This is a genomic window from Streptomyces beigongshangae (assembly GCF_019710745.1).
Taxonomy (GTDB): domain Bacteria; phylum Actinomycetota; class Actinomycetes; order Streptomycetales; family Streptomycetaceae; genus Streptomyces; species Streptomyces beigongshangae.
Genome location: NZ_JAHKJW010000022.1, coordinates 71,485 through 95,961, shown reverse-complemented (window position 1 = coordinate 95,961; position 24,477 = coordinate 71,485). Strand labels below are relative to the sequence as shown.

General features: G+C 73.2%; 17 protein-coding genes and 2 pseudogenes. 6 read left to right on the top strand and 13 right to left on the bottom strand.

Features of this window, described 5'->3' with window-relative positions:
* Positions 1–10 precede the first annotated feature (10 nt).
* Entirely contained in the window at positions 11–2,392 is a 2,382-nt protein-coding gene (locus KM933_RS19030) for a bifunctional salicylyl-CoA 5-hydroxylase/oxidoreductase (protein ID WP_221353744.1), read from the top strand.
* A gap of 105 nt (positions 2,393–2,497) precedes the next feature.
* Here KM933_RS19030 and KM933_RS19025 read toward each other — a convergent pair whose 3' ends face one another.
* On the bottom strand, positions 2,498–2,917 hold the full coding sequence (locus KM933_RS19025) for a PPOX class F420-dependent oxidoreductase (protein ID WP_221353742.1): 420 nt from the start codon (positions 2,915–2,917) through the stop codon (positions 2,498–2,500).
* A 226-nt stretch (positions 2,918–3,143) separates the two neighbouring features.
* Positions 3,144–3,956, bottom strand: coding sequence for an SAM-dependent methyltransferase (locus tag KM933_RS19020; RefSeq protein ID WP_221353740.1), 813 nt, complete (start codon positions 3,954–3,956; stop codon positions 3,144–3,146).
* A gap of 359 nt (positions 3,957–4,315) precedes the next feature.
* Between KM933_RS19020 and KM933_RS19015 the strand changes: the two are divergent.
* The 3 genes and pseudogenes from KM933_RS19015 to KM933_RS19005 all read left to right on the top strand — a co-directional run.
* Positions 4,316–5,110 (top strand): annotated as a pseudogene (locus KM933_RS19015) (beta-L-arabinofuranosidase domain-containing protein); the annotation flags it as partial.
* 203 nt (positions 5,111–5,313) lie between these two features.
* Positions 5,314–8,700 (top strand): glycosylhydrolase-like jelly roll fold domain-containing protein, encoded by a 3,387-nt coding sequence (locus KM933_RS19010; protein ID WP_221353738.1) that lies wholly within the window; start codon positions 5,314–5,316, stop codon positions 8,698–8,700.
* Positions 8,701–8,809: 109 nt separating this feature from the next.
* Positions 8,810–12,064, top strand: a complete 3,255-nt coding sequence (locus KM933_RS19005; protein ID WP_221353736.1) for a family 78 glycoside hydrolase catalytic domain — start codon at positions 8,810–8,812, stop codon at positions 12,062–12,064.
* Positions 12,065–12,168: 104 nt separating this feature from the next.
* Here KM933_RS19005 and KM933_RS19000 read toward each other — a convergent pair.
* Positions 12,169–12,867 (bottom strand): annotated as a pseudogene (locus KM933_RS19000) (glyceraldehyde-3-phosphate dehydrogenase); the annotation flags it as partial.
* A 601-nt stretch (positions 12,868–13,468) separates the two neighbouring features.
* The gene (locus KM933_RS18995) at positions 13,469–14,512 is read right to left on the bottom strand and encodes a YihY/virulence factor BrkB family protein (RefSeq protein WP_221353734.1); all 1,044 of its coding nucleotides are present in this window, start codon (positions 14,510–14,512) and stop codon (positions 13,469–13,471) included.
* 165 nt (positions 14,513–14,677) lie between these two features.
* Here KM933_RS18995 and KM933_RS18990 point away from each other — a divergent pair, with 165 nt between their 5' ends.
* Both KM933_RS18990 and KM933_RS18985 read left to right on the top strand, forming a co-directional pair.
* On the top strand, positions 14,678–15,136 hold the full coding sequence (locus KM933_RS18990) for an SRPBCC family protein (protein ID WP_221353732.1): 459 nt from the start codon (positions 14,678–14,680) through the stop codon (positions 15,134–15,136).
* Between the two features lie 217 nt (positions 15,137–15,353).
* On the top strand, positions 15,354–16,214 hold the full coding sequence (locus KM933_RS18985) for an alpha/beta fold hydrolase (protein ID WP_221353730.1): 861 nt from the start codon (positions 15,354–15,356) through the stop codon (positions 16,212–16,214).
* 67 nt (positions 16,215–16,281) lie between these two features.
* On the opposite strand, the gene KM933_RS18980 is transcribed toward KM933_RS18985, so the two are convergent.
* From KM933_RS18980 to KM933_RS18940, 9 genes are all read right to left on the bottom strand, one after another.
* Positions 16,282–17,208, bottom strand: a complete 927-nt coding sequence (locus tag KM933_RS18980; RefSeq protein ID WP_221353727.1) for an anti-sigma factor RsbA family regulatory protein — start codon at positions 17,206–17,208, stop codon at positions 16,282–16,284.
* Complete coding sequence (locus KM933_RS18975; RefSeq protein WP_221353726.1) at positions 17,205–17,501, bottom strand: STAS domain-containing protein; 297 nt, start codon at positions 17,499–17,501, stop codon at positions 17,205–17,207. The genes KM933_RS18980 and KM933_RS18975 overlap by 4 nt, the downstream gene beginning before the upstream one ends.
* A 211-nt stretch (positions 17,502–17,712) precedes the next feature.
* The gene (locus KM933_RS18970; RefSeq protein WP_221353723.1) at positions 17,713–18,000 is read right to left on the bottom strand and encodes a zinc ribbon domain-containing protein; all 288 of its coding nucleotides are present in this window, start codon (positions 17,998–18,000) and stop codon (positions 17,713–17,715) included.
* Between the two features lie 224 nt (positions 18,001–18,224).
* Entirely contained in the window at positions 18,225–18,698 is a 474-nt protein-coding gene (locus KM933_RS18965) for a hypothetical protein (RefSeq protein WP_260333773.1), read from the bottom strand.
* Between the two features lie 207 nt (positions 18,699–18,905).
* Entirely contained in the window at positions 18,906–19,805 is a 900-nt protein-coding gene (locus KM933_RS18960; RefSeq protein ID WP_221353721.1) for an STM4011 family radical SAM protein, read from the bottom strand.
* 6 nt (positions 19,806–19,811) lie between these two features.
* Positions 19,812–21,203 carry an STM4012 family radical SAM protein gene (locus KM933_RS18955; RefSeq protein WP_221353719.1) on the bottom strand — a complete coding sequence of 464 codons (1,392 nt, stop codon included), beginning with the start codon at positions 21,201–21,203 and terminating at the stop codon, positions 19,812–19,814.
* Positions 21,200–22,006, bottom strand: a complete 807-nt coding sequence (locus KM933_RS18950; RefSeq protein WP_221353822.1) for an STM4013/SEN3800 family hydrolase — start codon at positions 22,004–22,006, stop codon at positions 21,200–21,202. The genes KM933_RS18955 and KM933_RS18950 overlap by 4 nt, the downstream gene beginning before the upstream one ends.
* A 115-nt stretch (positions 22,007–22,121) precedes the next feature.
* Complete coding sequence (locus tag KM933_RS18945) at positions 22,122–23,339, bottom strand: STM4014 family protein (RefSeq protein WP_221353717.1); 1,218 nt, start codon at positions 23,337–23,339, stop codon at positions 22,122–22,124.
* Between the two features lie 35 nt (positions 23,340–23,374).
* Positions 23,375–24,343 (bottom strand): STM4015 family protein, encoded by a 969-nt coding sequence (locus tag KM933_RS18940; RefSeq protein ID WP_221353715.1) that lies wholly within the window; start codon positions 24,341–24,343, stop codon positions 23,375–23,377.
* Between the last annotated feature and the right edge of the window lie 134 nt (positions 24,344–24,477).

The following is a 24,477-nucleotide window of genomic DNA, read 5'->3' as shown; positions in this document are numbered from 1 at the left end:
GAGGACCCCCTTGAAGATCGCGATCGTGGGCGGCGGCCCCGGCGGCCTCTACTTCGCCGCTCTCATGAAACAGCTCGACCCGGCCCACGAGATCACCGTCTGGGAGCGCAACGCCCCCGACGACACCTTCGGGTTCGGGGTGGTGTTCTCCGACGAGACGCTCGGCGGCATCGAGAACGCGGACCGCGAGTTCGCGCGGGCCATGGCGCGCCGGTTCGCCCGCTGGAGCGACATCGACGTCCACTACCGCGGCCGGACCCACACGGTGGGCGGCCAGGGCTTCGCCGCGATGGGCCGCCGGGAGCTGCTCGGGCTGCTGCAGCGCCGCTGCCACGACCTCGGGGTGCCCGTCCGCTTCTCCACGCCCGCCCCCGGTGCCGGCGACCTGCGCGCCGCACACGACCTCGTGGTCGGCGCGGACGGCGTCCACTCGCAGGTCCGGGCCGCGTACCCGGAGGTCTTCCGGCCCACGGAGGACCGACGGCACAACAAGTACATGTGGCTGGGCACGGACCGGGTCTTCGAGGCGTTCCAGTTCTTCGTCAGGCAGACGCGGTGGGGGATCGTGCAGGTGCACGGCTACCCCTACTCCGACACCGGCTCCACCTTCATCGTCGAGATGCACGAGGACGTCTGGCGCCGGGCCGGCTTCGACGCCACCGAGCGGACCCGCTTCCCGCCGGGCGCCTCCGACGAGCGGGCCGTCGAGCGGATCCGCGCCCTGTTCGCCGAGGAGCTCGCGGGCCACCGGCTGTTCGCGAACAACTCGAAGTGGCTCGCCTTCACGACCGTGCGCAACGAGCGCTGGCACCACGGCAACCTCGTCCTCGTCGGCGACGCCGCGCACACCGCGCACTTCTCGATCGGCTCGGGCACCAAGCTGGCGATGGAGGACTCGCTCGCCCTCGCCGCCTGCCTGCACGAGCACCCGGACACCGGGAGCGCGCTGCGGGCGTACGAGGCGGAGCGGCGCCCCGTCGTCGAGTCCGCGCAGCGGGCCGCCCAGGCATCCCTGGAGTGGTTCGAGAACATCGGCATGTACACCCGCCAGGAGCCGGTCCAGTTCTGCTTCAACCTGCTCACCCGGTCCCGCCGCATCACGTACGACGGCCTCCGCACCCGCGACCGGGAGTTCGCCGACCGGGTCGACGCGGCCTTCGCGGCCTCCCAGGGGCTGCCCGGGACCGCGCCGGCGATGTTCCAGCCGTTCCGGCTGGGGGAGCTGGAGCTGAAGAACCGGGTGATCGTGTCCCCGATGGACATGTACTCGGCCGTCGACGGTGTGCCCGGCGACTTCCACCTCGTCCACCTCGGCTCGAAGGCGATGGGCGGCGCCGGACTGGTGATGACGGAGATGGTCTGCGTCTCGCCCGAGGGCCGCATCACGCCCGGCTGCACCGGCCTGTGGACCGACGGGCAGCGCGATTCCTGGGCGCGGATCGTGTCCTTCGTCCACGGGTGCAGCACCGCCCGCATCGGACTCCAGCTCGGCCACTCCGGCCGCAAGGGCTCCACCCGGCTCATGTGGGAGGGCATGGACGAGCCGCTGCCCGACGGCAACTGGGGGACCGTCGGCCCCTCGCCCCTGCCCTACGGTCCCGGGTCGGCCGTCCCCCGCGAGCTCGACCGCGCCGCCATGGACGGGCTGGTCGCCGACTTCACCGCCGCCGCCCGCCGTGGTGCCGAGGCGGGCTTCGACCTGCTCGAACTCCACTGCGCGCACGGCTACCTGCTGTCCTCGTTCCTCTCGCCGGTGGCGAACCGGCGCACCGACGAGTACGGCGGACCGCTGCGCGGCCGGCTCCGCTTCCCCCTGGAGGTCTTCGACGCCGTCCGTGCCGTCTGGCCCGCCGGACGGCCGGTGATCGTGCGGATCTCCGCGACCGACTGGGTCCCGGACGGCACCACCGGACACGACGCCGTGGAGATCGCCCGTGCCTTCATCGCCCACGGGGCGGACGCGATCGACGTCTCCTCGGGTCAGGTCACCCGGGACGAGCGGCCCGCGTACGGCCGTTCGTACCAGACACCGTTCGCGGACCGGATCCGTCACGAGGCCGCTGCGGCCACCGGCACGGCCGTCATCGCGGTCGGCGCCATCGCGTCGTACGACGACGTGAACTCGATCCTGCTGGCGGGCCGCGCCGACCTGTGCGCCCTCGGCCGCACCCACCTCTACGATCCGCACTGGACCCTGCACGCGGCGGCCGAGCAGGAGTACCGGGACGCCGCGGCCCAGTGGCCGCTCCCGTACCGGGCCGGTGCCCGCAGGCCGCCGGGCGCCCGGACCGACGCCGTCCGCCCGCGGCTCTCCCTGCTGCGGGCCGAGGATCCCGGGCGGACCGTCCACCTGCGCTGGATCCCGCCCCGGCGGCCGGCGGCCGTCCCCTGAGCGCGGCGCCGGTCCGGGCCGGGGCGCGTACGCGGACACCGCGCCCCGGACCGGCACCCGGCCGTACGTGTGCGCCCGGGACGGGGGGTCCCTGGGCGCCCGGTGTCAGCCGGGCTGGCTGTTGTCCTTGAGCGAGCCCCAGCCGTGCCACCGGTCGATGTCGATCCAGGCGCTGACCCGGGGCCGGACGCGGTCCGGGTAGGGCTCGCCGGTGTAGTGCCGGGAGATGCGGTCGATGTCGGCCAGGCCGTCGTCGTCCTTCATGTCGTCGACCCGGCCCATGAGGGTGACGTGGGTGTACCAGTCCTTCCCGTCGAGGACGGTGAGGGTCACCCGCGGGTCGCGGCGCAGGTGCTTCAGGCGCACCCGGCCCACGTCCATGCTGATGAGCACCCGGCCGTCCTCCCACAGGTACCAGGTGGGCGTGGACACGGGCGCTCCGTCGGAGCGCACGGTGGCGATGACGGCCGCGTTCGGGCGGCTCAGCAGTTCGACGGCCTCGGGCGGAAGCGGCGGCTTGGACATGGGGGCTCCTCGATGGCGTGCGGGACCGGCTCGGTGCCGGGGGCCCAGGCCCCCGGCACCGTCGGCGGGTGTCCGGAACACGACGACGTATGCGTCCGGCACGGACCGTGGTCGTCGGGTCTTCGCGCCTGCATCCTCGCCCCCTCCGGCGGCCCCCGCCACTCGGCGGCGCTTCCGGCGCCGGACGCGGGCGGCCCCGCGGGGCCGCTCCCGGCGGACCGGGCCGTCAGGGCTTCAGGGCCACCGCGCCGAACTGCGGGACCACGGCCTGGGAGACGGTGCCGGGATGCCACCGCGTGCAGGAGACGAGTCCCGGCTCCAGGAGCTCCAGACCGTCGAAGAAGGCGGCGACCTCCGCCCGGGTGCGGGCGGTGATCGGCGGCGTGGCGTTCTCGTTCCAGAACTTCATCGCCCCGACGTTGCCCTCGCCGCCGAGGTCGGTGTCGGTGGTGGGGTGCGTGAGGACCAGGTAGCTGCCGGACGGGACCGCCGACAGGACCTTGCGCACGATGTCCCGGGCCCGGTCGGTGTCGAGGACGAAGTTGAGGATGCCCAGCATCATCACCGCGACGGGCCGGTCGAGGTCCAGGGTCGCCGAAGCGCGCTCGACGATCGTCCCGGGGTGGTGCACGTCGGCGTCTATGTAGTCGGTGGCGCCCTCGGGCGTACTGGTCAGCAGGGTCCGCGCGTGGGCGAGCACGATCGGGTCGTTGTCGACGTACACGATGCGCGACTCGGGCGCGGACCGCTGGGCTATCTCGTGCGTGTTGTCCAGCGTCGGCAGACCGGTGCCGATGTCCAGGAACTGCCGCACCCCGCGGTCCTCGACCAGATGGCGCACCGCGCGTCCGAGGAACTCCCGGTCCGCGCGGGCCACGTCGCGGATCACGGGGAACATCCCGGCGACCTGGTCGCCGACGGCCTGGTCGACCTCGTAGTTGTCCTTCCCGCCGATCCAGTAGTTCCAGACCCGGGCGTTGTGCGCCACCCCGGTGTTGAGCCTCCCGGAACCGCTGGACGGGGCCTGGTTCTCACTCATGTCGTTCCTCTCCCGGACCCGGGCACGCCACACGTGTCCCCGGGCGCCTGCGGCCGCCGTGGCGGCATCAACCGTCGTCGCCGCCATTGTGCCGTCTGCCGATCACGCCGTCCCACGCACCCGGCCCGCTTTTCCCCGACCGGCCTTGGGCACCGGGCGCGGGCGGCACGCCGCCGCTCCGGCGCACCGACGTTCCTGATCATTTTGAACGTTTCAAATTTCCTCTCTGCGTGACCTCTTGACGCTTGTGATGTACACGCTTACCGTCTCGGGCGGACGATGTAAAACGATTCAAGTTCCCCCACTGCGCCACCTCTGGCCCGGAGTTACTCCCCCTTGCCCGGAAGGAGCACGGCGCCTTGCCAGCACCGCGCGACATCCCCCGCCCTCCCCGCCCGTCCCGCCGTCAGGTCCTGGCCACCGCGCCGACCGGGCCGCGGCCGTCCGGACCGCGGGCGGCCCTCACCGCCTTCCGGCTCGCCGACGTCCGGCTGCTGGAGAGCCCGTTCCTCGCCAACATGCGGCGCACCTGCGCGTATCCGCTCTTCGTCGACACCGACAGGCTGCTGCACACCTTCCGGCTGAACGCCGGGCTGCCCTCCTCCGCCGAACCCTGCGGCGGCTGGGAGGCACCGGACGTCCAGCTGCGCGGCCACACCACGGGACACCTGCTCAGCGCGCCGGCCCAGGCGTACGCCGGCACCGGCGACGAGGCGTACGCCGCCAAGTCCCGTTCCCCGGTGTCCGCGCTGGCCGAGTGCCAGCGGGCGGCCCCGGCGGCCGGCCACCGCCAGGGATACCTGTCCGCGTTCCCCGAGTCCGTCTTCGACCGGCCGGAGGCGGGCGGCAAGCCGTGGGCCCCGTACTACACCCTCCACAAGATCATGGCGGGGCTGCTCGACCAGTACGAACTCGCGGGCGACCGGCAGGCGCTGACCGTACTGCTGGACATGGCCGCCTGGGCCGACGCCCGCACCGCGCCGCTCTCCCGCGAACGGATGCAGACGGTGCTGAAGGGGGGGTTCGGCGGCATGAACGACGTGCTCGCCCGGCTGTACCTGGTGACGGGCGACGCGGCGCACCTGCGGACCGCCCGGCGCTTCGACCACGAGGAGCTGTACGCCCCGCTGGCCGCGGGCCGGGACGAACTCGCAACCACCTGGGCCGCTCGCAGAACAGCACCCACCCGTACCTGCACGGCGCGGTCCGTGACTTCCGCCTGCACAACCGGGCCCTGAGCGCGGCCGAGGCGGCACGCCTGGCCACCGGCTGACCCGCCCCGCCCCCGGCGCCCGCCGGGCCCCGTCCCCGTCCCGCACCACTTCGTACACCGTTCCGTCCACGCAGGAGTTCAGCCATGTCCCACGACGACCTGTCCAGACGCCGCCTCATCGCCGCGGCCGGTGCCACGGGCACCGTGCTCGCGGCCGGTCTGCCCGCCGCCCACGCCGCCCCAGACACGGCCGCGAGCGGCGAGGACACCTTCTCGGCACGCCACTTCACCGACCCCCGACGTGACAGCAGGCCGACCGTCTACTGGTACTGGAACGGGCCCGTCACCCCCGAACTCGTGGACCGGCAACTGGCCGACCTGCGGGACAAGGGCATGTACGAGGTCGTCCTCTTCCCGTTCGACAACGCCGAGATGCAGCCGGTGTTCTTCACCGAGGAGTGGTTCGGCATCGTCGGACACGTCCTGCGCACCGCGGAACGCACCGGCATGCGGGTGTGGCTGTTCAACGACGACCACTTCCCCAGCGGCCGTGCGGGCGAGTACATCGTCAAGGGCGGCACGGTCGGCTCCCGAACCTACGAGCCGCGGCCCGACCTGCGCCTGAAGGCGCTGTGGCGCTCGACCACCGTCGTCGAGGGCCCCGCCACCGCCGACCTGCGCCGCAGCAGCGCGGTGGGCGTGACGGCCGGACAGCTGGTCGCCGACGCGGCGGTGCTCGACGGCGCGGCCGTGCTGCGCGGCGGCGACGGCTGGACCGACTGCACGGTCACCGGCAGCGCCAAGGCCGAGCACACCGCGGCGGGTCTCGTCGTGCGGGCCTCCTCCGACGGCCTCGACGGGTACGCCGTCACCTTCGACCAGAGCGGGGTCGTCACCGTCCTGCGCCTGGCGCGCGGTGCGGACCCCGTCGAACTGCTGCGCAGCACCCGCACCGACGGATTCAACAAGACCAGGTTCCACACGGTGGCCGTCACCGTCCGCGGGGCCACGCTGTCCGTCACCCTCGACGGCAAGGACAAGGGCACCGTCACCGACGACCGGTACGCGACCGGCGGAGCGGGCGTACGGGCCGTGGCCGACCAGCGTTCGCTCTGGGACAGCCTCGCCGTCACGGCGGCCGACGGCACCCCGCTGTACACCACGGCGTTCGACGACCCGGCCGCCGCGGGCGACTTCCCCGGGCGCGACCGCCTCGCCGCGGGCGCCACCCCCGTCGCCGCCGCGGCCCGTCCGGCGGGCTCCGCCGACGCCACCGAGGTCGTCGATCTCACCGGCCGGCTGAGCGGCGGGCACACCTGGCAGGTCCCGGCGGGCCGCTGGCAGATCGACCTGTTCGGCGGATCCCCGCTCGTCGACGACAGCCAGGGCTACAGCCGCAGCTACGTCGACCTGCTCGACGACGAGCCTGTCGAGCTGTTCCTCGACATGGTCCCCGGCGAGTACCACCGCCGCTTCCGCCGCTGGTTCGGCACGGTGATCCCCGGCTTCTGGGACGACGAGCCCTTCTTCGCCTCCGCCGAGGCGCACTTCAAGCGCCTGCCCTGGTCGCCCGCGCTCGACGGGGCACTGCGCGCGGTGGGCGTCGAGCCCGGCGTCGCCTACGCCTCGGCCTTCGACGACCTGGGACGCGACGGCCGGATCGCCCGCGGTCGCTACTGGCAGGCCGTCTCCAACCGCTTCGCCCAGGCCTTCCGGAAGCAGGCCCGCTGGTACGAGCGGCGCGACGTCGCCCTGATCACCAACCCGCTCTACGACGAGACGTCCCCGGCCAAGCGCATCCCGTCCACCGGCGACCTGCACAAGGTCAACCAGTGGGCGCACGTGCCCGGCGGCGACATCATCACCGCCGAGTACGCGGCCGGCGAGCAGACCATGATCCCCCGCAACCCCGTGTCCGTGGCGCACCAGATGGGCCGCGAGCGGGCCCTGCTGGAGATGTTCGGAAACATGGGCTGGCAGGTCACGCCCGCCTTCGTGCACACCACCGTCGGCGCGCAGGCCGCCAGGGGCGTCAACCTGACGGTCCTGCACGCCCTGTGGACCGACGAGACCCGTGTCTACTTCCCGCCGCCGTTCGGGCCGCGCGCCCCCTGGTGGTGGGCCATGCGGCCGCTCGCCGAGTGGATCGGCCGGGTCATGGAGGCCGGGCGGGGCACGTCAGGGGCCCGTACCGCGGTCCTGCAGCCGCAGCGCGCCGCCGAGCAGTGGACCGGCACCGCCCGGCAGGGCGAGGTCGACGGCGCGCTCGCCGACGCCGCCTACGCGCTGGAGCGCGCCCAGGTCGATTTCGACCTCGTCCACGAGGGCGCCCTCGGCGGCGACCCCGAGCTGCTGGCCCGCGCCGCCGTCCGCGGCGGCCGGCTGGGGGTGGGCGCGGCCCGCTACGACCTGGTGGTCGTCCCCGTGACACCCGCCCTGGACGTGGCCGCCGTGCGCACCCTCGCGGAGTTCGCGCGTGCCGGCGGCACCGTCGTGGCCGTCGGCGCCCTCCCGGCGGAGGAGGCGGACCACCGGGACCGCTCCCTCGCGCGCGCCCTGACGGACCTGTTCGGCGAGCGGGTGCCGGGCCGCCGGCCCGTCGGCCGGGGGCACGCCGTGCGCGTCGCCGACCCGGCGGGGCTGCGCGGGGCGGCCCACGAGGCCGGGGTGGCCGCCGCCGTGCTGGAGCCGCCCCAGGACGCGGTACGGGTCCTGCGCGTCCACCGCGGCGAGGACACCGCCTTCCTCGTCAACAACGAGGGCGGCGAGCGCGTCGGGACCACGGTGACCCTCCCGGCCACCGGCGTCCCCGAGCTCTGGGACCCCGCCACGGGCGCCACCGGCACGGCTCCCGTGCACCGCGGCGACAGGAACGGCGTCCGGCTGCCCCTGGTCCTGGAGCCGTACCAGACCCGGATCGTCGTCGTGCGCCACGACGGCCGGGCCGTCCCGCACCTCACGTCCTCGCCGCTGCCCGTCGTGGGCGCGGTCGAGCGGCGCGGCCGGTACCTGCGGGCGACGGTGGAGGCCGCCGCGCCCGGCAGCCACCGGTTCACCGGCACCGACGGCACCCACACCTACCGCGGCACCGTCCGCACCGGCGACCCGCTCGAACCCCTCACCGTGACCGGCGACTGGACCCTCACCCTGGACCGCGACGGGGCCATCCCGGTCACCGGGCCCCTGGGCAGCTGGACCGACCACGACCGGCTCTTCTCCGGCAGCGGCACCTACACCACCGACATCGACGTCGAGCGCGCCCTGCTGGAGGGACGCCGTGTGTTCCTCGACCTGGAGGACGTCCGCGAGGTGGCCGCCGTGACCGTCAACGGCACCGAGCTGCCGCCGCTGCTGTGGGCGCCGTGGACCGTCGACATCACCCGACTGGTCGGGGCGGGCCGCAACTCCCTCGCCGTCCGCGTCGCCAACACGCTCTCCAACGAGCGCAACAAACCGCTGCCGTCCGGACTGCTCGGGCCGGTGACCCTGCGCTTCCGCCGGCATCTCACCGTCGACCTCGCACGCGACTGACCCCGGCCCCGTCGACCTCGCGCACGACCGGCCCCGGCCCCGTCGACCTCGCGCGTGACCGGCCCGGAACCCCTTCCGCTTCCGCCCGCCCGCACTCCCTGGAGCACCCATGACCGCATACCGTCCGCGTTCCCGCGGCGGACACCGGCGGCCCGTACCCGTCCTCCTCGCCGGACTGACCGCGCTCGCCACCGTGCTGGCCGGCGCGGTCACCGCCGGCGCCACCACCGCCACCATCACCCCCGACCGGCTGCGCACCCAGCACCTGACCGAGGCCCTCGGCATCGACGACACCACGCCCGACCTCAGCTGGGAGACCGCGGCCCGCACCGCGAACACCCGTCAGAGCGCCTACCGCGTCCAGGCCGCCAGTTCGCCGGACCTGCTGCGGCGCGGCCGGCCCGACCTGTGGGACTCGGGCAGGGTCCGCTCGACGGTGCCGCGGACCACGTACGCGGGAAAGGAGCGGGGCTCCCGCGACCGCGTGTACTGGCGGGTGATGCTCTGGTCCTCGCACGGCCCGCGCGACTCGGGCTGGAGCGACACCGCCGTCTTCGAGACCGGCCTGACCCGGCAGTCGGACTGGGACGCCGACTGGATCACCCACCCCGACTGGCGGCTGAGCGAGCGCGAGATCGAGCCCGTCGTGGTCGAGGTCCCGCGCACGACGGCCCGTCACGTACGGCTGGACGTCACGAAGCTCGGGCTGCCCCTGGAGGAGGACTTCCCCGGTCGCACCCGGCGCGTCCAGCTCGGCGAGATCGACGTCCGCGACTCCGCCACCTCCACCGGAGGACTCGCCCGCGGCGCCGCGGTGACGGCCTCCGAGACCAACACCCTGCGCAAGACCTGGGAACCGGCCCTGGCCGTCGACGGCCTGCCCAACAGCGCCCTGCAGACCGCCGCCGGGTACGCGAGCGCCGCCCACACCGGCGCCGACGTCTCGGACACCCCCGTCGTCCTCACCCTCGACCTGAAGACGGCGAAGACCTTCGACCAGGTGGCGCTGTACCCGCGCGCCGACGTCCTCACCGCGGACGGCCGCGTCCCGAACTTCCCGGTGGACTACGGCGTGTCGAGCGCCGACGACGCCACCGGCCCGTTCACCGCGCTCGCCCGCGTCGACGGGCAGCAGGCCCCCGAGCCGTACCTGCCGGCCGGACTGCCCCTGCTCGCGAACGACTTCAAGCTCCCCGGGAAGGTGCGCGGCGCCCGCCTCCACATCGCGGGACTGGGCATCTACGACGCCACCCTCAACGGCGAACCGGTGGGCGACGCCGTCCTGGAACCCGCCAACACCGACTACGCGGAACGCGTCCAGTACGCCACCTACGACGTCACCGACCGCCTGCGCGCCGGCGCCAACACCCTCGGTGTCGCCCTCGGCAACGGCATGTCCAACGTCGTCAGCACCGCCGACCGCTACCGCAAGCTGTACGGCAACCTGAGCGACCCCAAGCTGATCGCCCGGCTCGACGTGACCCTGGCCGACGGCGGCGTCCGTACCGTCACGAGCGGCGACGGCTGGCGCACCGCCCTCGGACCCACCACGTCCTCCAACTGGTACGGCGGCGAGGACTACGACGCCCGCCGCGAGATCGCCCGCTGGGACGAGCCGGGCGGCGACCGCCGCGCCTGGGACCGGGCCGTCGCGGTGGCCGGCCCCGGCACCGCGGAGAAGCCGGCCGAACTCAGCGCCCGCGAGACCGAACCCATCAGGGTCGTCGAGACGCTCCGGGGCGAGGAGGTCGAAGGGGCCGCGGACAGCCGGGTGTTCGACCTGGGCCGCAACATCGCCGGCTGGCCGGAGATCACCGTCAGCGCGCCCGCGGGCACACCCGTCCGCGTCTACCCCGCCGAGAGCCTCAAGGACGGCCGCGCCTTCCAGTCCATCAGCAACGTCGGCGCACCCCTGTGGGACAGCTACACCACCCGCGGCACCCGCACCGAGACCTGGCACCCCCGCTTCAGCTACCACGGCTTCCGCTACCTGGAACTCAGGGGCGTGCCCGAGGGCGCGAAGGTGACCGTACGCGGCAAGGTGCTGCGCACCGACAACACCTCGGCCGGTGACTTCAGGAGCTCCGACCCGCTCGTCAACGACATCCACGGGCTGATCAGGCGGGCCGTCGAGGGCAACATGATGAGCGTCCTCACCGACTGCCCCAGCCGGGAGAAGCTGGGCTGGCTGGAGCAGAACCAGCTCGTGTTCCCGGCGCTCGCGGGCAACTACGACATGCGGTCCTACCTGCGCAAGATCGTGCGCGACATGGCCGACGCGCAGACCGCGGACGGGCTGGTCCCCAGCACCGTGCCCGAGTACACCAGCCTGCCCGGCGCCTACCGCAACGACTCCAACTGGGGCGGCGCGTTCGTCCTCGTCCCCTGGCAGCTGTACACGACCTACGGGGACCGGGACACGATGGCCGCGTACTACCCGCGCATGCGGCAGTACGCGGACTTCCTCGAACGGCAGGTCTCCGGCGGCATCCTCGACTACGGGCTCGGCGACTGGTTCACCCCGGACCGCACCTTCCCGCGGGCCGTCGCGGGCACCTACGGCTACTGGCGCGTCCTCGACGCCCTGAGCAGGACCGCCGCCGTCCTCGGGGACCGGGACGCGGCAGACACCTACCGTGCGAAGGCCGACGCGAGCGCGAAGGCACTGGCCGCGAAGTACTACGACCCCACCGCCGGCACCTTCGGTGGTGGAGGCCAGGGCGCCGAGGCCCTCGCCCTCGACATGGGCGCGTACCCGGCGGGGGAGAAGGACCGGCTGCTGGGCCACTTCACCACCGCCGTCGAGAACGCCGGGTACCATCTGACGCTCGGTGAGATCTCGCTGCCGGCCGCCTTCCGCGTCCTGTCCGCCAACGGCCGCGACGACATCGTCCACGCGATCGCCACCCGGACGACCAGCCCCAGCTACGGCTACCAGGTGCGCGCCGGCAACACCACGCTCGGCGAGTCCTGGGACGGCGGTCCCGGCCAGTCGCAGAACCACTTCATGCTCGGCGCTATCGACTCCTGGTTCACCACCCGGGTCGCGGGCATCGGGCAGACCGCCGACTCGGTCGGCTACGCCGAACTGCTCGTCGACCCCGCCGTCGAGGGCGACATGACCTCGGCGTCCGGCTCGTACCGCACCCCGTACGGGGTCGCACGGACCGGGTGGAGGCGGGACGGCGGCCGGTTCCGCCTCACCGTGGACGTGCCCGCGGGCAGCACGGCCGAGGTGCACGTGCCCCTGTTCGGCGGGAGGGCCGCGGCGCCCGCCGGGGCGCGCCCGGTACGCACCGGCGGGGACGAGGCGGTGTACGAGGTCGGCTCGGGCCGGTGGAGCTTCCGCTCGACCGCCTCCTAGTCCTCCCTGGCCCGGGCACCGTCCCCGGGACCGCGGCGGACGCGCCCCCCGGCCACCGGGGCGCGCGTCCGCCGCGGCGCGCCTTCGCCACGGCGCCGCCCGGGTCAGGCGGCGGACACCGGGTACGTCGGATACTCGACGCCCGTCACGTGCCGGACGACCCGGACGACCTGGCAGGAGTAGCCGAACTCGTTGCCGTACCAGAGGTAGAGGATCGCGTTGTCACCGTCGACCTCGGCGGCCCCGGCGTCGACGATCGAGGCGTGGCGCGAACCGATGAAGTCGCTGGAGACCGCGTCGGGCGCGGTGGTGAAGTCGATCTGCCGCTTCAGCGGGGACGTCAGCGACACCTCGCGCAGGTGGTCCAGGACCTCCTCGCGGGTGGTCTCGCGCCCGAGCCGCAGGCTGAGGATCGCGATCGACACGTCCGGCACCGGCACCCGGATCGAGCTGCCGGTGACGGGCGCGCCGAGGCCGGGCAGCGCCTTGGCCACGGCGGAGGCCGCGCCCGTCTCGGTGATCACCATGTTGAGCGGCGCCGAGCGGCCGCGACGGTCGGCCCTGTGATAGTTGTCCAGCAGGTTCTGGTCGTTGGTGAACGAGTGGACGGTCTCCACGTGCCCGCGCAGGACGCCGTACTCGTCCGCCATCGCCTTCAGCGCCGGGACGATCGCGTTCGTGGTGCAGGACGCGCAGGAGAGGATCCGCTCGTCCGGCTCGACCGTGTCGTGGGTGACGCCGTGCACGATGTTGGGCACGTCGCCCTTGCCCGGAGCGGTGAGCACGACCTCAGGGAGCGCAGGAAGCGAGCCGGTGTCTCCCCGGGGTGCTCCGGTCCGCCGGGCGACCGGGCCCCGAGGTCGGCGTGGAGCTGACCGCCCGGGAACCGCGGACGCAGTGCGTGCAGCCACTTCAGCGCGACCGCGGTCTTGCCGACTCCGCCCAGGCCGCTCACCACGGCCAGGGCCGGTCGCCCCTCCCTGACGGCGCGGGCGCTGTGCCGCCGCAGCACTGTCGGTTCCGCGGACCGGCCGATCACCCGTACGGGCGGCGGGGGAAGCTGCCACGGCGTCCGTCCTGCGGACTCTCCCCCCGGACCGATGTGGACGCCTCCGTGGACCACTCCCACCTGGACGACGTCGCCCCGCACGACACCGTGCAACTCGTTCCGGGACGGACGACCCTCCGTCGGCGCAGGCCCCCTTTGCCCCCGGTCGTGAGTACGAGCGCCGATTCCCGAACGCATTTTTCCGCACGGTGCGTTTTTCCGTACAGATGATCGATATCCGCGAATCCGGCCGGTCCCGCCCACCGTCCTGGACACCGGGGCTCTCCGCAAGGGCACCCCCGGCACCGCGAACCGGGTACACCTGGGCGACGCCGGGCCCTGGCGCCGGAAACGGCCTATTCCCCGACGCGCCGCTGCTCCTGCTCGTTCCAGGCGCGGGTGTCCCGCGGCGGGACGTACGGCTCCTCGGTCTCCGGCAGACCGCCTGCGATGGCGCGCTGGCGGGCCAGCTCGGAGTCGAACTCCAGGCCCAGCAGGATCGCGATGTTGCTGATCCACAGCCAGATCAGGAAGATGATGACACCGGCGAGGGTGCCGTAGGTCTTGTTGTACGAGCCGAAGTTCGCCACGTAGAACGCGAACCCGGCCGAGGCGACCAGCCAGATCAGCAGGGCCAGCACACTGCCGGGCGTGACCCACTTGAAGCCGCGGCCCTTCACGTTCGGTGTCGCCCAGTAGAGCAGGGCGATCATGATCGTGACCAGGACGACCAGCACCGGCCACTTCGCGATCGACCACACCGTCAGCGCCGAGTCGCCGATCCCCAGCGCCCCGCCGACCTGCCGGGCCAGACCGCCGGTGAACACCACGATCAGCGAGCTGACGACCGCCAGGACGAGAAGGACGACGGTCACGCCGATGCGGATGGGCAGCACCTTCCAGACGGGGCGCCCCTCGGGTATGTCGTAGACGGCGTTGGCGGAGCGGATGAAGGCCGCCACGTAGCCGGACGCCGACCACAGGGCGAGGACGATACTGACCACGGCCATGATCGAGCCGATACCGCCCCGGCCCTGCAACTGCGTCACCGCGTCGCTGATGATGTCCCGGGCGGAACCGGGCGTCAGCTTCTTGAGGTTGTCCAGGACCTCCTGGGTCGCGGACTTCCCGGCGATGCCCAGGAGGGACACCAGGAGCAGCAGTGCCGGGAACAGCGAAAGGACCCCGTAGTACGTGAGAGCCGCGGCCCTGTCGGCGAGTTCGTCGTCCTTGAACTCCTTGACCGTGCCTTTCAGCACGGCCAGCCATGACCGCTTCGGCAGCTGGGCGGGCGTGTCCGGTGCCCGCTCCTCGATCTGCTCTGCCGGGCCCGGAGTCTGCTGCTGCCCGGACCCCGACGCCGCGGCGTCGCCCTGATCGGATTTCGATGTCCTTGCCATGGCGGTCGGGTATCCCGAGGTGTCCCGACCATGCCAGGCCGGTTTTCCCGGCCGGGGCGCCCGGGGAGTTGTAGGCGGGCGCCGATCGGGTACTCGCGGCGGGGACAAGATCCACGGGGTGGGAGCACATGCCCCGTGGCCACTCGGTAGAGAGGAGCAACTCCGATGAGCACGGTCAAGGAAGCGGTCGAGGTCGACGTCCCCGTCAGTGTCGCCTACAACCAGTGGACCCAGTTCGAGGAGTTCCCGAACTTCATGGAGGGGGTCGAGGAGATCAGGCAGGTCGACGACCGCCACAACCACTGGACCACCAAGATCGCCGGGGTGAAGCGGGAGTTCGACACCGAGATCGTCGACCAGCTCCCCGACGAGCGGATCACCTGGCGCACCACCGGCGGCGACACCCGGCAGAAGGGCACGGTCAGCTTCCAGCGCCTGGACGAGTCGCACACGCGCGTCCAGCTCGTGATGGACGTCGAGCCGACCGGTATGGCCGAGAAGGCGGCCGACCTGACCGGCACGATCGACCGCCGGGTCAAGGGCGACATGCGGCGCTTCAAGGAGTACATCGAGCAGCAGGGCGGCGCGTCCGGCGCGTGGCGCGGCCGCATCACGCCCGGCTGACCGGGCCGTACCCCGTCCGCGCGAGGCATGCCCTGGCCACCGGGCCGCCTCGGAGGCCGGCACCCTCGCGGAGCGCCACGCCGCCTTCGCGGAGGAGCCCGGCGGACGCGCCCGGCCGGGGAACCCGCACGGCCGTGGAGTCCCCCGGCCGAGGAACCCGTACGGCCGGGGAATCCGCACGGCCGGTGCGGCAGGGAGGTTCCGGGAGGATGAAGCGGTGTTCGAGGGTTTCGTGTCCGAGACGGTCCGGCTCCGGGAGTCGTCCGTATTCGTCCGCCACGGCGGTGAGGGCCCGCCGGTCGTGCTGCTGCACGGCCACCCCAGGACCTCCGCCACCTGGCACCGTGTCGCTCCCCGGCTCGTCGCGGAGGGCTTCACCGTGGTCTGCCCCGATCTGCGGGGATACGGCCGCTCCCGCGGTCCGGCGCCGGCCGCCGACCACACGGCCCACTCCAAGCGGGTGGTGGCGCGGGACGTGGTGGAGACGATGAGCGCCCTCGGCCACGACCGGTTCATGCTCGCCGGGCACGACCGCGGGGGCGCTGTCGCGCTGCGTCTGGTCCTCGACCACCCCGGGCGGGTGCCGCGCGTGGCGCTGATCGACTGCCTGCCGATCAGCGAGCACCTGTCCCGCATCACCGCGACGTTCGCCACCCAGTGGTGGCACTGGTTCTTCTTCGCCCAGCCGGACGTTCCGGAGCGGGTCATCAACGCCGATCCGGACAGCTGGTACCGGGGCGACCCGCACGTCATGGGGCAGGAGAACCACGACGAGTGGCGCGAGGCCGTGCGGAACCCCGACGTCGTGCGGGCGATGCTGGAGGACTACCGGGCGGGCCTGACCGTCGACAGGCGCCACGAGGAGGCCGACCGGGCCGCCGGGAGGCGGATCGAGTGCCCCGCGCTGGTGCTGTGGTCGCTCCGGGACGACCTGGAGGACCTCTACGGCGACCCGCTGAGGATCTGGGCCGACTGGGCGCCCGGCGTACGGGGCCATGGCGTGGACTCCGGCCACCATGTGGCGGAAGAGGCCCCGGAGGAGCTGGCGGCGTCCCTGTCCGACTTCTTCCACGGCTGACCGGCCGGTTCGACGGCCGGCCGGAACAGCCTGCGGCCCCATCGGGGCCGCGTCCCGGCCGGTCCGCTCAGACGTCCACGTAACAGCGGACGACCGTACCGTCGGGTCCCGTGTGGATGCGTACCAGATCGGTGAGGAAGTTCACCAGCAGCAGTCCCCGGCCGCCCAGTTGCGCGGGCGGGGAGGGCCGCCGCCCGGCGAGCGGATCCTTCAGGTATCCCCGGTCGCGGACCTCGCACACCACCTGGCCGCCTTCGCCCCACACCCGTACCGTGCCCGAACCGCCGCCGTGCACGACGCTGTTGGTGGTCAGCTCGGCCGCGACCAGGGCCAGGTCCTCCAGCCGCAGCCCGCTCAGACCGAGCCGCTCGGCCCGCTCGACCACGAAGTACCGGGCCGTGGGCAGCTCGTCCGCGCCGAAGACGTAACCCTCCGCCGCCTCCATGATCTCCAAGGGCTCGTTGTACCGCTCGACCACCAGCTCGGGCGCGTAGGACGGGCTGCGCTGCTGCCGGCCGCCGGAGATCACGACGGGATGTGTCGCGTACGCGTCGGTCAGCGTCTGCTCGTCGAGTCCCTCGGCGTCGTACGGACACAGGATCGTCACGTCCCGGCCCTCGAACGCCGAATTGATCAGAGCCTCGTGCTGGGCACAGGCCGGGTACTCCACACCGGTCCGGTCGGGCCAGATCGGCTCGCCGATGATCCGTACCCGCTTCTCCGGATGGGCGTCGGCGAACCCCCGCAGCACCCTGGGGATGATCCGCCCGGGGTTGCGTCCCGCCTGTGTCATGTCGATGAGGCGCACCTCCGCCGCGGCCGCGCCGAGGGCCTTCCGGAGGACGCCGAGCTTCGGGCCGGGCACGGCGACCGCCACCGGTTCACCGGCTTCCAGACCCTCGCGGACGAACGGCACCGTGCCGTCGACGTACTCCTCCTCGCCCCGGTAGAACAGCGCCGGGTGGACGAAGGACTCCGTGGCCGGGGCGGTCATCGGGACACCACCTCGACGCTCCGCAGGTCGGGCCAGAACATGTCCAGCACACGTCCCAGGGAGGCAGGAGGCTGTTCGAGCATGATGCGACGTCCTTCGGGAAGACCTTGGGCCGCCACCGCGAGGGCGGACGCGCCGGCGACGTCGACGAAGGTGACCGCTGAGAGTTCCAAGTGGCACACCTCCGCATCCTGCTGGGCCAGACAGCCCAGCGCCCGTTCCCAGGCGGGTCGTGTGCTCAGGCTGATCTCGCCCGCGGCCTGCCAGCCCGTACGGTCCGCCAAGGGGCGCACCTGAAGGGTGCCCGCAGACCGTGCCGACCACACGTCCGGAGGTTCGGCCTCCCCCGCACTGCCCACGCTGACCACCCCTGGAGTGTCGCCGGTTCGGGCCCATTATTGCCCCTCCGGGAACTTCGCGGGGACACGGGGGCGCGGAACACGGCCGGCGGCCGGGCCCGGGAGTTCGTGTCCGGCCGCCGTGCTCCCCGCGGCGCGGGTCGGATCAGCCCTGGTAGGGCTGCTGCTGGGGCTGTCCCTGCCCCTGTGCCGGGCCGTGCGCCGCCTGCACCTGCAGCTGCTCCGCCTGTTCCTTCGTGATCTTCTGCTGCGCGCCGCAGAACGTGCACTGCGTCGTGTGCTTCGTCGAGACCGGGAACAGCGGGACGAAGAAGAGGGTGAACTTCGTGACGCGCTTGCTGAGCGTGTGGGCTGCGGGGTTGCCGCACTGTCCGCACAGCAGGGTCAGTATCGCGAGTTGGTGGAGGTAGCCCTTGGTGCCGAAGATGATCATGCGCTCGGTTCCTTTCGGGGCGGACGGGGTCCGCCGACGGGTGCCGGTGGGCGGGGGAGTGCGCCCGCACGTCACAGTCTCGTGCACGGCGGTCCGCCGGGTGTGAGGTACCCGTGTACCCACTGCCGGTCGTTTCCGTCAGGCGGCCTCGCCGCTGCCCGAACGGCACCGGGAGGCCGGGTGATCCGGCCCGGGCGGGCCGGATCACCCGGTCGTCGAGCGGATCAGATGCCGATGGAGGCCATCTCGATCGCCGAGCGGTAGTTCGCCGCCGCGGTCACCACGCAGGCCCGGTACGTGCGGTTGTCCTTCACCGCGAGGAAGTAGTCCTTGAGGTTCTTCCAGTAGTTGAGCAGGTAACCGACGCCCGGGACGAAGCCGGCCGGCCGGGGCACCAGGGCGAATGCCTCGGAACAGCGGAGGATCTCCCCGGTCGCGGTGGAGAGGACGTCGGCGACCTCGGGGTTCATGTTCCAGCCGGCGGCCAGGTCGGCGTTCCAGATGGCGGCGGCCACCTCCCGCAGGTGTGCCTCCTCCTCGGGGGTGAAGCTGCTCGGGCCGAACGCCGGTGCGGCGGCGGCCGAGGACGCCGGAGCCGCGGCCGGTCCGGTGGCCGCCGTGGCCGCCGTGCCGCAGACGCCGAGGAAGAGCGCGGCTGCCGTGACTGCCGCCGCGTACGTGACCCGTCTGTCACCCATGGTGATCGATCCCCTCTGTGGACGTGAACGAGGACGTGGACGTGAACGTGGACGTGAGCATGGACGTGGACGTGAGCATGGACGTGCCCGGGGCCGCTGCCCCGGGGCGGATCGACGCTGTCATGTGCCGCACAAAGCGGTCAACGGCGGCAACCTGCCAGTCGCGGCCGGCGGGCGGTGCTTGACGCCGCCGCGCACGAGTGACCTTCAGCCGCGCCGGGACGTGGACGTGAGGGGCAGCAGGGGGCGGGCCGGGTGGCCGGGGAGGGTGTGCGGAACGCGTTCCAGGACGCCGCCCGCGAACACGTCGTACAGCGGCAGGGTCTCCAGGTGGACGTATCCGATGTGGCAGTCGCACAGTTCCCTGGGGCAGGTGCGGGGGCCGAGCGCGGCGCGGTAGGAGCCGTCGTAGAGGTTGCCCAGCGGGGCGGGGACGAAGTGGCAGCGGCGGACCGTGCCCTCCCCGTCGACCGACAGGACCGACTCGCCGGTGCGGCACGGCATCCCGGCCGAGCGGTGCGGATGCCGGCTGAACGGGAAGAGCGGGTCGAGCCCGGTCCACCCGGCCGCCTGTTCGTCCGTGTAGGTGTGTCCCTCGGCGGCGTTCACCCACAGGTAGACATGGTCCGGCAGTTCGGCGCGCAGCCGCCGCGCGTGCTCCAGGTGCTCCGGTACGCCGACGATCCCGACGCTGAAGCGGACGCCGAGACCCGACAGGGCGTGCGTCTTCGCCAGGAAGCGCTCGTACGGCGTCTGCCCGGGGTGGTAGGTGCACCACAGGGCGACGGTGTCGAGGTCCGCGTCCTCCAGCCAGTCGGTGCGGCAGCTCAGGTTGGTCTGGACGGCGACCCGCCGTATGTGCGGCCGGTGCGAGAGCTCCACCAGGGCGCGCCGGTACCAGGAGCGCACCAGCCCCTCTCCCCAGGGGGTGAAGAGCACCGAGAGGCGGTCGTCCCGCTGCTCGTGCGCCCAGGCGGTGAACCGCTCCAGAGCCGTGCGGTCGGCGCGCAGCTGCGCCGTGCTGTCCCGTCGCTTCGCGAACGGGCAGTAGGGGCAGTCGTAGTCGCAGGAGGCGAGCGGGCCGCGGTACAGCAGTGTCAGGTCCACCGGCCCTCACTTCGTCTCGTAGGCGGCCATGGCGTCGCGCACGGCCGGCGAGAAGAACTCGGGACCGATCGCGTCCGAGTGGGCGAGCCCTTCGGCGGAGAGGCGGAGCAGCCCGGGCCCGGTGTCGTCGAGCCAGCCGCGCGCGGTGAGGGTGCCGAGCTCCGCGGGGAAGTCCTCGTACGGGTCCGTGCCGAACCGAGCCCGGTAGTCGGCGGCGGGCAGGCCCTTCGCCTGGAGCACCGACTGCAGCAGGTGCCGGCGCCGTGCCTCGTCCTCGTCGACCCACCTCCCGTGCAGGGCGCGGGAGAAGTCCGCGGTGGCGGTGTAGTCGTCGATGATGCCGCGGATCTCCCGCATCGACACGGCGTAGTCGAAGGAGTAGTGCAGCCGGGAGGTGTACGAGCGCGCGCCGCAGCCCAGGCCGATCATGCCGTCGGTCTGGCACGCGTAGTCGTCCGGTCCCTGCGGCGGCGCGTCCGTCCGCCGGAACATGCGCATCGACACCTGCTCGTAGCCCTGGGCGAGGAGGTGGTCGCGGCCCTCCCGGTAGCGGCGCAGCCGCCGCTCGTCCCACTCCCGGTCGGCCGCGCGCGGATCGGCGTGGCGGCCGAGTCCGGTGAGGGGGCGTATGTAGAGGGGGTAGAGGTAGATCTCCTCGGGGCGCCAGGCCAGGGCCGCGTCGAGGGAGTACCGCCAACTGGCCGCCGTCTGCCCGTCGATGCCGTAGATCAGGTCGATGTTCAGGACCGGGATCGCGGCCTCGCGGACCCGCGCCAGTGCCGCCTCGACGTCGTCCCTGCGCTGCGGGCGTACGGCGGCACGGGACTCCTCCTCGACGAAGCTCTGCACGCCGAGGCTGAGGCGCGTGGTGCCCCGCCCGGCCAGCACGGCCAGCCGGTCGGCCGTGGCCGTGGACGGCGACGCCTCCACGGACAGCGGGACGGTCCGCAGGTCCACGCCCGTCTCCCGCTCGGCGATGTCGCACAGCCGCTCCAGCTCGGCGGCCTCCAGGAAGGTGGGGGTGCCGCCGCCGAACGCGGCATTGGCGAAACGCGGCGGCTCCCCGTCGCCGAGGGCCTCGCGGACGGCGGCGGCCTGGCGCCGTACGGCGTCCAGGTAGCGGCCCGTCAGGCCGTCCGGCGCGCCGATGCGGGTGAAGAGGTTGCAGAAGCCGCAGCGGATCTCGCAGAACGGGATGTGCAGGTACAGCGAGAGCGCCTGCCGGGACTCGCCGGCCCACAGGTCCGCGAGCCGGGGCGCGGGGACGAGTGGCCGGTAGGCGGTCTTGTGCGGGTACGCGTACGTGTAGCTCTGGTAGGGGCGCGGCGGTGCGGCGGAGGCGCCCGCGGCGGTGCCGGCCGAAGTGCCCGCGGTGGGCGCGGTGGGGGTGACGGTCATGCGGGCGGCTCCAGGAAGAAGTGGCCGTAGGGCACGGTCCACACGGAATCGTGGCCCAGGCGGTGGCCGGTGTAGCCGTCGTCCCCGTAGGCGGTGCCGTGGTCGGAGCAGACGATCGCGAAGCAGCGGCGGCGCGAACTCATCGCGGCGAACAGCCGCCCGACGTGCCGGTCGACGTACTCCAGTGCCGCGGCGTGGGTGCGGCGGTCGTCCCCCGCCCCACGGGTCGCGCCGGGCAGGTGGAACCAGTTCGGCTGGTGCAGGGCGGAGGCGTTCAGGAACAGGAAGAGCCGCTGCTCCGTGGGCAGTTCGGCGACGGTCTGCTCGGCCCGTGCCACCTGTGCCTCGAAGGAGGTCGGTGAGGCCACGGAGAACTCCGGCTCCCAGTGGCTCTCCTGGAAGTAGCCGGGCAGGACGCCGCCCAGCGCGCCCTGCTTGTTGAAGAAGCCGACGCCGCCGATGCACACCGTGCGGTAGCCGCGCGCGGCGAGGGCGGACACGAGGTCCGGCGTCTCGAAGACGAACGTGCCGTCGGCGGTCGTCTCGCTGCCCGCGAACCGGGCCGCGAACAGGCGGGGGTGCGGTCCGGGGGCGGCGGGCGTGGGCAGGAAGCCGGCGAACATCGCCTGGTGGGAGGCGTAGGTGAAGTTCCCGGGGGCGTGCCGCTTCTCCCAGGTGCCGCCCGGCAGGTGGGCGGTGAGGTGGGGCAGCCGGCCCGCCGCGGCGAGCTCGGCCGCCACGTCGTACCGGAGGGTGTCCAGGGTGAGGAGCAGGAGGTCGTCCCGGCCGACCACCTCGTTCATGTCCACCTCGTTCATGTCCATCTCGTTCATGTCCGGGGCGTGGGCGGCGCCGTGCGCCACGGGCGCGCCGGCCGCGCCGGGCGGGGGAGCGGCCCGGGGCGGTACGGGGCCGGGGTCAGGCTGTGGCATGGGCTGTCCTTGGCAGGTCGTGCGGTGACGCGGATGCGCCGGAGGTGCGGGGCGGGCCGGGTGCGGCGGGCGGCGGGGCGGCGGGCGTGTCCCGGTCCGGGCGCCGGCCGCGGCTGAAGGAGCCGGCCGCGGCGATCTGCGTCGCGTACGTGTCCCGGCCCTCCGCCCCGCCTCCCGGCAGGCCGGTCAGCCGGGGGAGCAGGTCGCCGAACGCGTTGACCTCGCCGACGGCGAAGCGGCGCCAGCCGAGGGCGGGCAGCAGGTCGACACCGACACACAGCGTGCCGGGGAAGCAGGCGGCGGCCCGCTCGGCGGTTTTGACGGCCGCGGCCCACCGGTCGCCCGCCAGCGCCCGTACGGCCGCCAGGTCACCGCGTGTGCCGCCGAGATGGAGGTTGGTCAGCGGGGAGCGGCTGGTGCGGACCACGGCGTGCGTGGCCCTGCCGGCCACGACGACGATCCGCAGGTCGGCGGAGCGGCCGCCGAGCGAGGCCTTCGGCAGCCACCGTTCGACATGCAGCCCGTCGGGGGCCAGGGTGTCGACGATCGCGGCGATCTCCGCCTCCCGTGTGTAGCGGCGCACCCGCAGCGAGTTGTGGAGACGGCCGTCCTCGGTGCGCTCCACCGACGTCGTCGCGCGGATCCGGTCCGCGCCGCCGGTCTCGACGGCCAGGACACCCGAGGCGGACGAACCGTGGGCGAGTTTGACGAAGACGCGCCGCATGCCGGCCGCCGCCATGACCTCCCGCACGTCCGCCCACCCCCGGACCGGTGTGCGGGTGCCGGACGTGGGGGACGGCGGCACCGGCACGTCCGCGCGCGCGAGCCGTGCGTGGCACAGCCGCTTGTCGAACATCACGGCCAGGTCGGCCGGGTCGTCGAGCCGCCGCCCGCCGCGCAGCGACGCCACGGCCTCCAGGAACCGCGCGTACCAGCGCGCGGAACCCTCCACCCGTGTCGGCTCGTCCACACCGCGCAGCAGGGCGTCCACGGCCGGGTCCTCACCGGGGGAGTCGAGACGGACCAGCTCGTCGTCGGCGAAGTCGTGTCCGCCGTCGCGCAGTACGTCGAGCCACTCGACGACCCGGGGCGTGCCGTGGCCGGCGGCCTCGGCGGCCGCCGTGAACAGGCTCACCCTGCGGTTGTCCCCGTTGGCGACGACCACCCACTTCGGCGGTGCGTCCGCCGGTCCGGTACGGCGCATGCCCCTGCCCTCCCTGGTCCGGTCCGCGCGGCGCGCTACTCGCCCACCGCGACGAACCGCCAGACCTCGCCGTCGCCGTCCTCGTCGTCCTCGGCGTCGTCCCGGTCCGTGTCGACCTCCACACCGGCGGGCTCCAGCGTCTCCAGCAGCCGGGTGCGCAGGGCCTCGCTGAGGTAGTTGTGGTGCAGGTCGAGCTTCCTGAGGTGGGTCAGCGGCTGACCGGTCAGCAGCGCCGTCGCACCGTCGTCGGTGAGCACCCCCATGGAGACGTCGAGCTCCTCCAGGCGCGCCACCACGGGGGCGGACGCGAGGGCCGCGCAGATCGCGTCCTGGATCTCGCTGTTGCGCAGGGCCAGCCGCTTGAGGGAGGGCAGCCTGGTGCCGGCGAAGAAGGGTTCGAGGTCGGCGATGCCGGCGTCGCCCCCGTACTCGGACGTGCCCAGCCACAGGTCGAGGTCGACGAGGGCGGGCAGGTCGCTGGCGGCGATGGAGCGCACCACCTCGGCGGGCATGCCGCCGGTCTCGACCCTGAGCCTGCGCAGCCGTTCGTGGCGGAACGCGGGAACGACGAGCTGGTTGCCGCCGCGGACGCCGAACTCCTCAAGGCCGGGGAAGGCGCCGAGGAGCGGAGCCATGTCGCCCTGGGTGATCCAGGAGATCTCGGCCTCCTCCATCACGATGTCGCCGACGAACAGCGCGCGCAGGGCGGGCAGCCGGTCGCGGGCCGCCACCAGCGCCCCGACCACCTCGTCCGGGGCGTTCTCGTACACATCGCTCCACGCCCCGACGATCAGGGCCCGCACCCGGGTGGTGTCGACGGCCGCCAGGAAACGGGCGAAGGCATCCTCCCACTGCTCCGGGGCGTCGTAGGAGTCCACCGCGACGCGCCAGGCCACCGACTCGGGTGACGGGAGCGAGGACGGGTCGGGCACCGGGTCGTCGACGCCCGGGAAGCCGAAGGCCGGCAGACCGTGGAATTCCTTGAGGTGGCCACCGATGGTCATGGGCGCCCGCTCCTTCGTACTGAGGCCGGTGAATCGGCGGTCGTGGGTCCTGAGCCCGGCGCGCGCCGATCGCGTCCGGACAACGGAGTTCTACCAAGCCGCACTGACAGCGCCGCGGACAGGGGGCCTCCCGC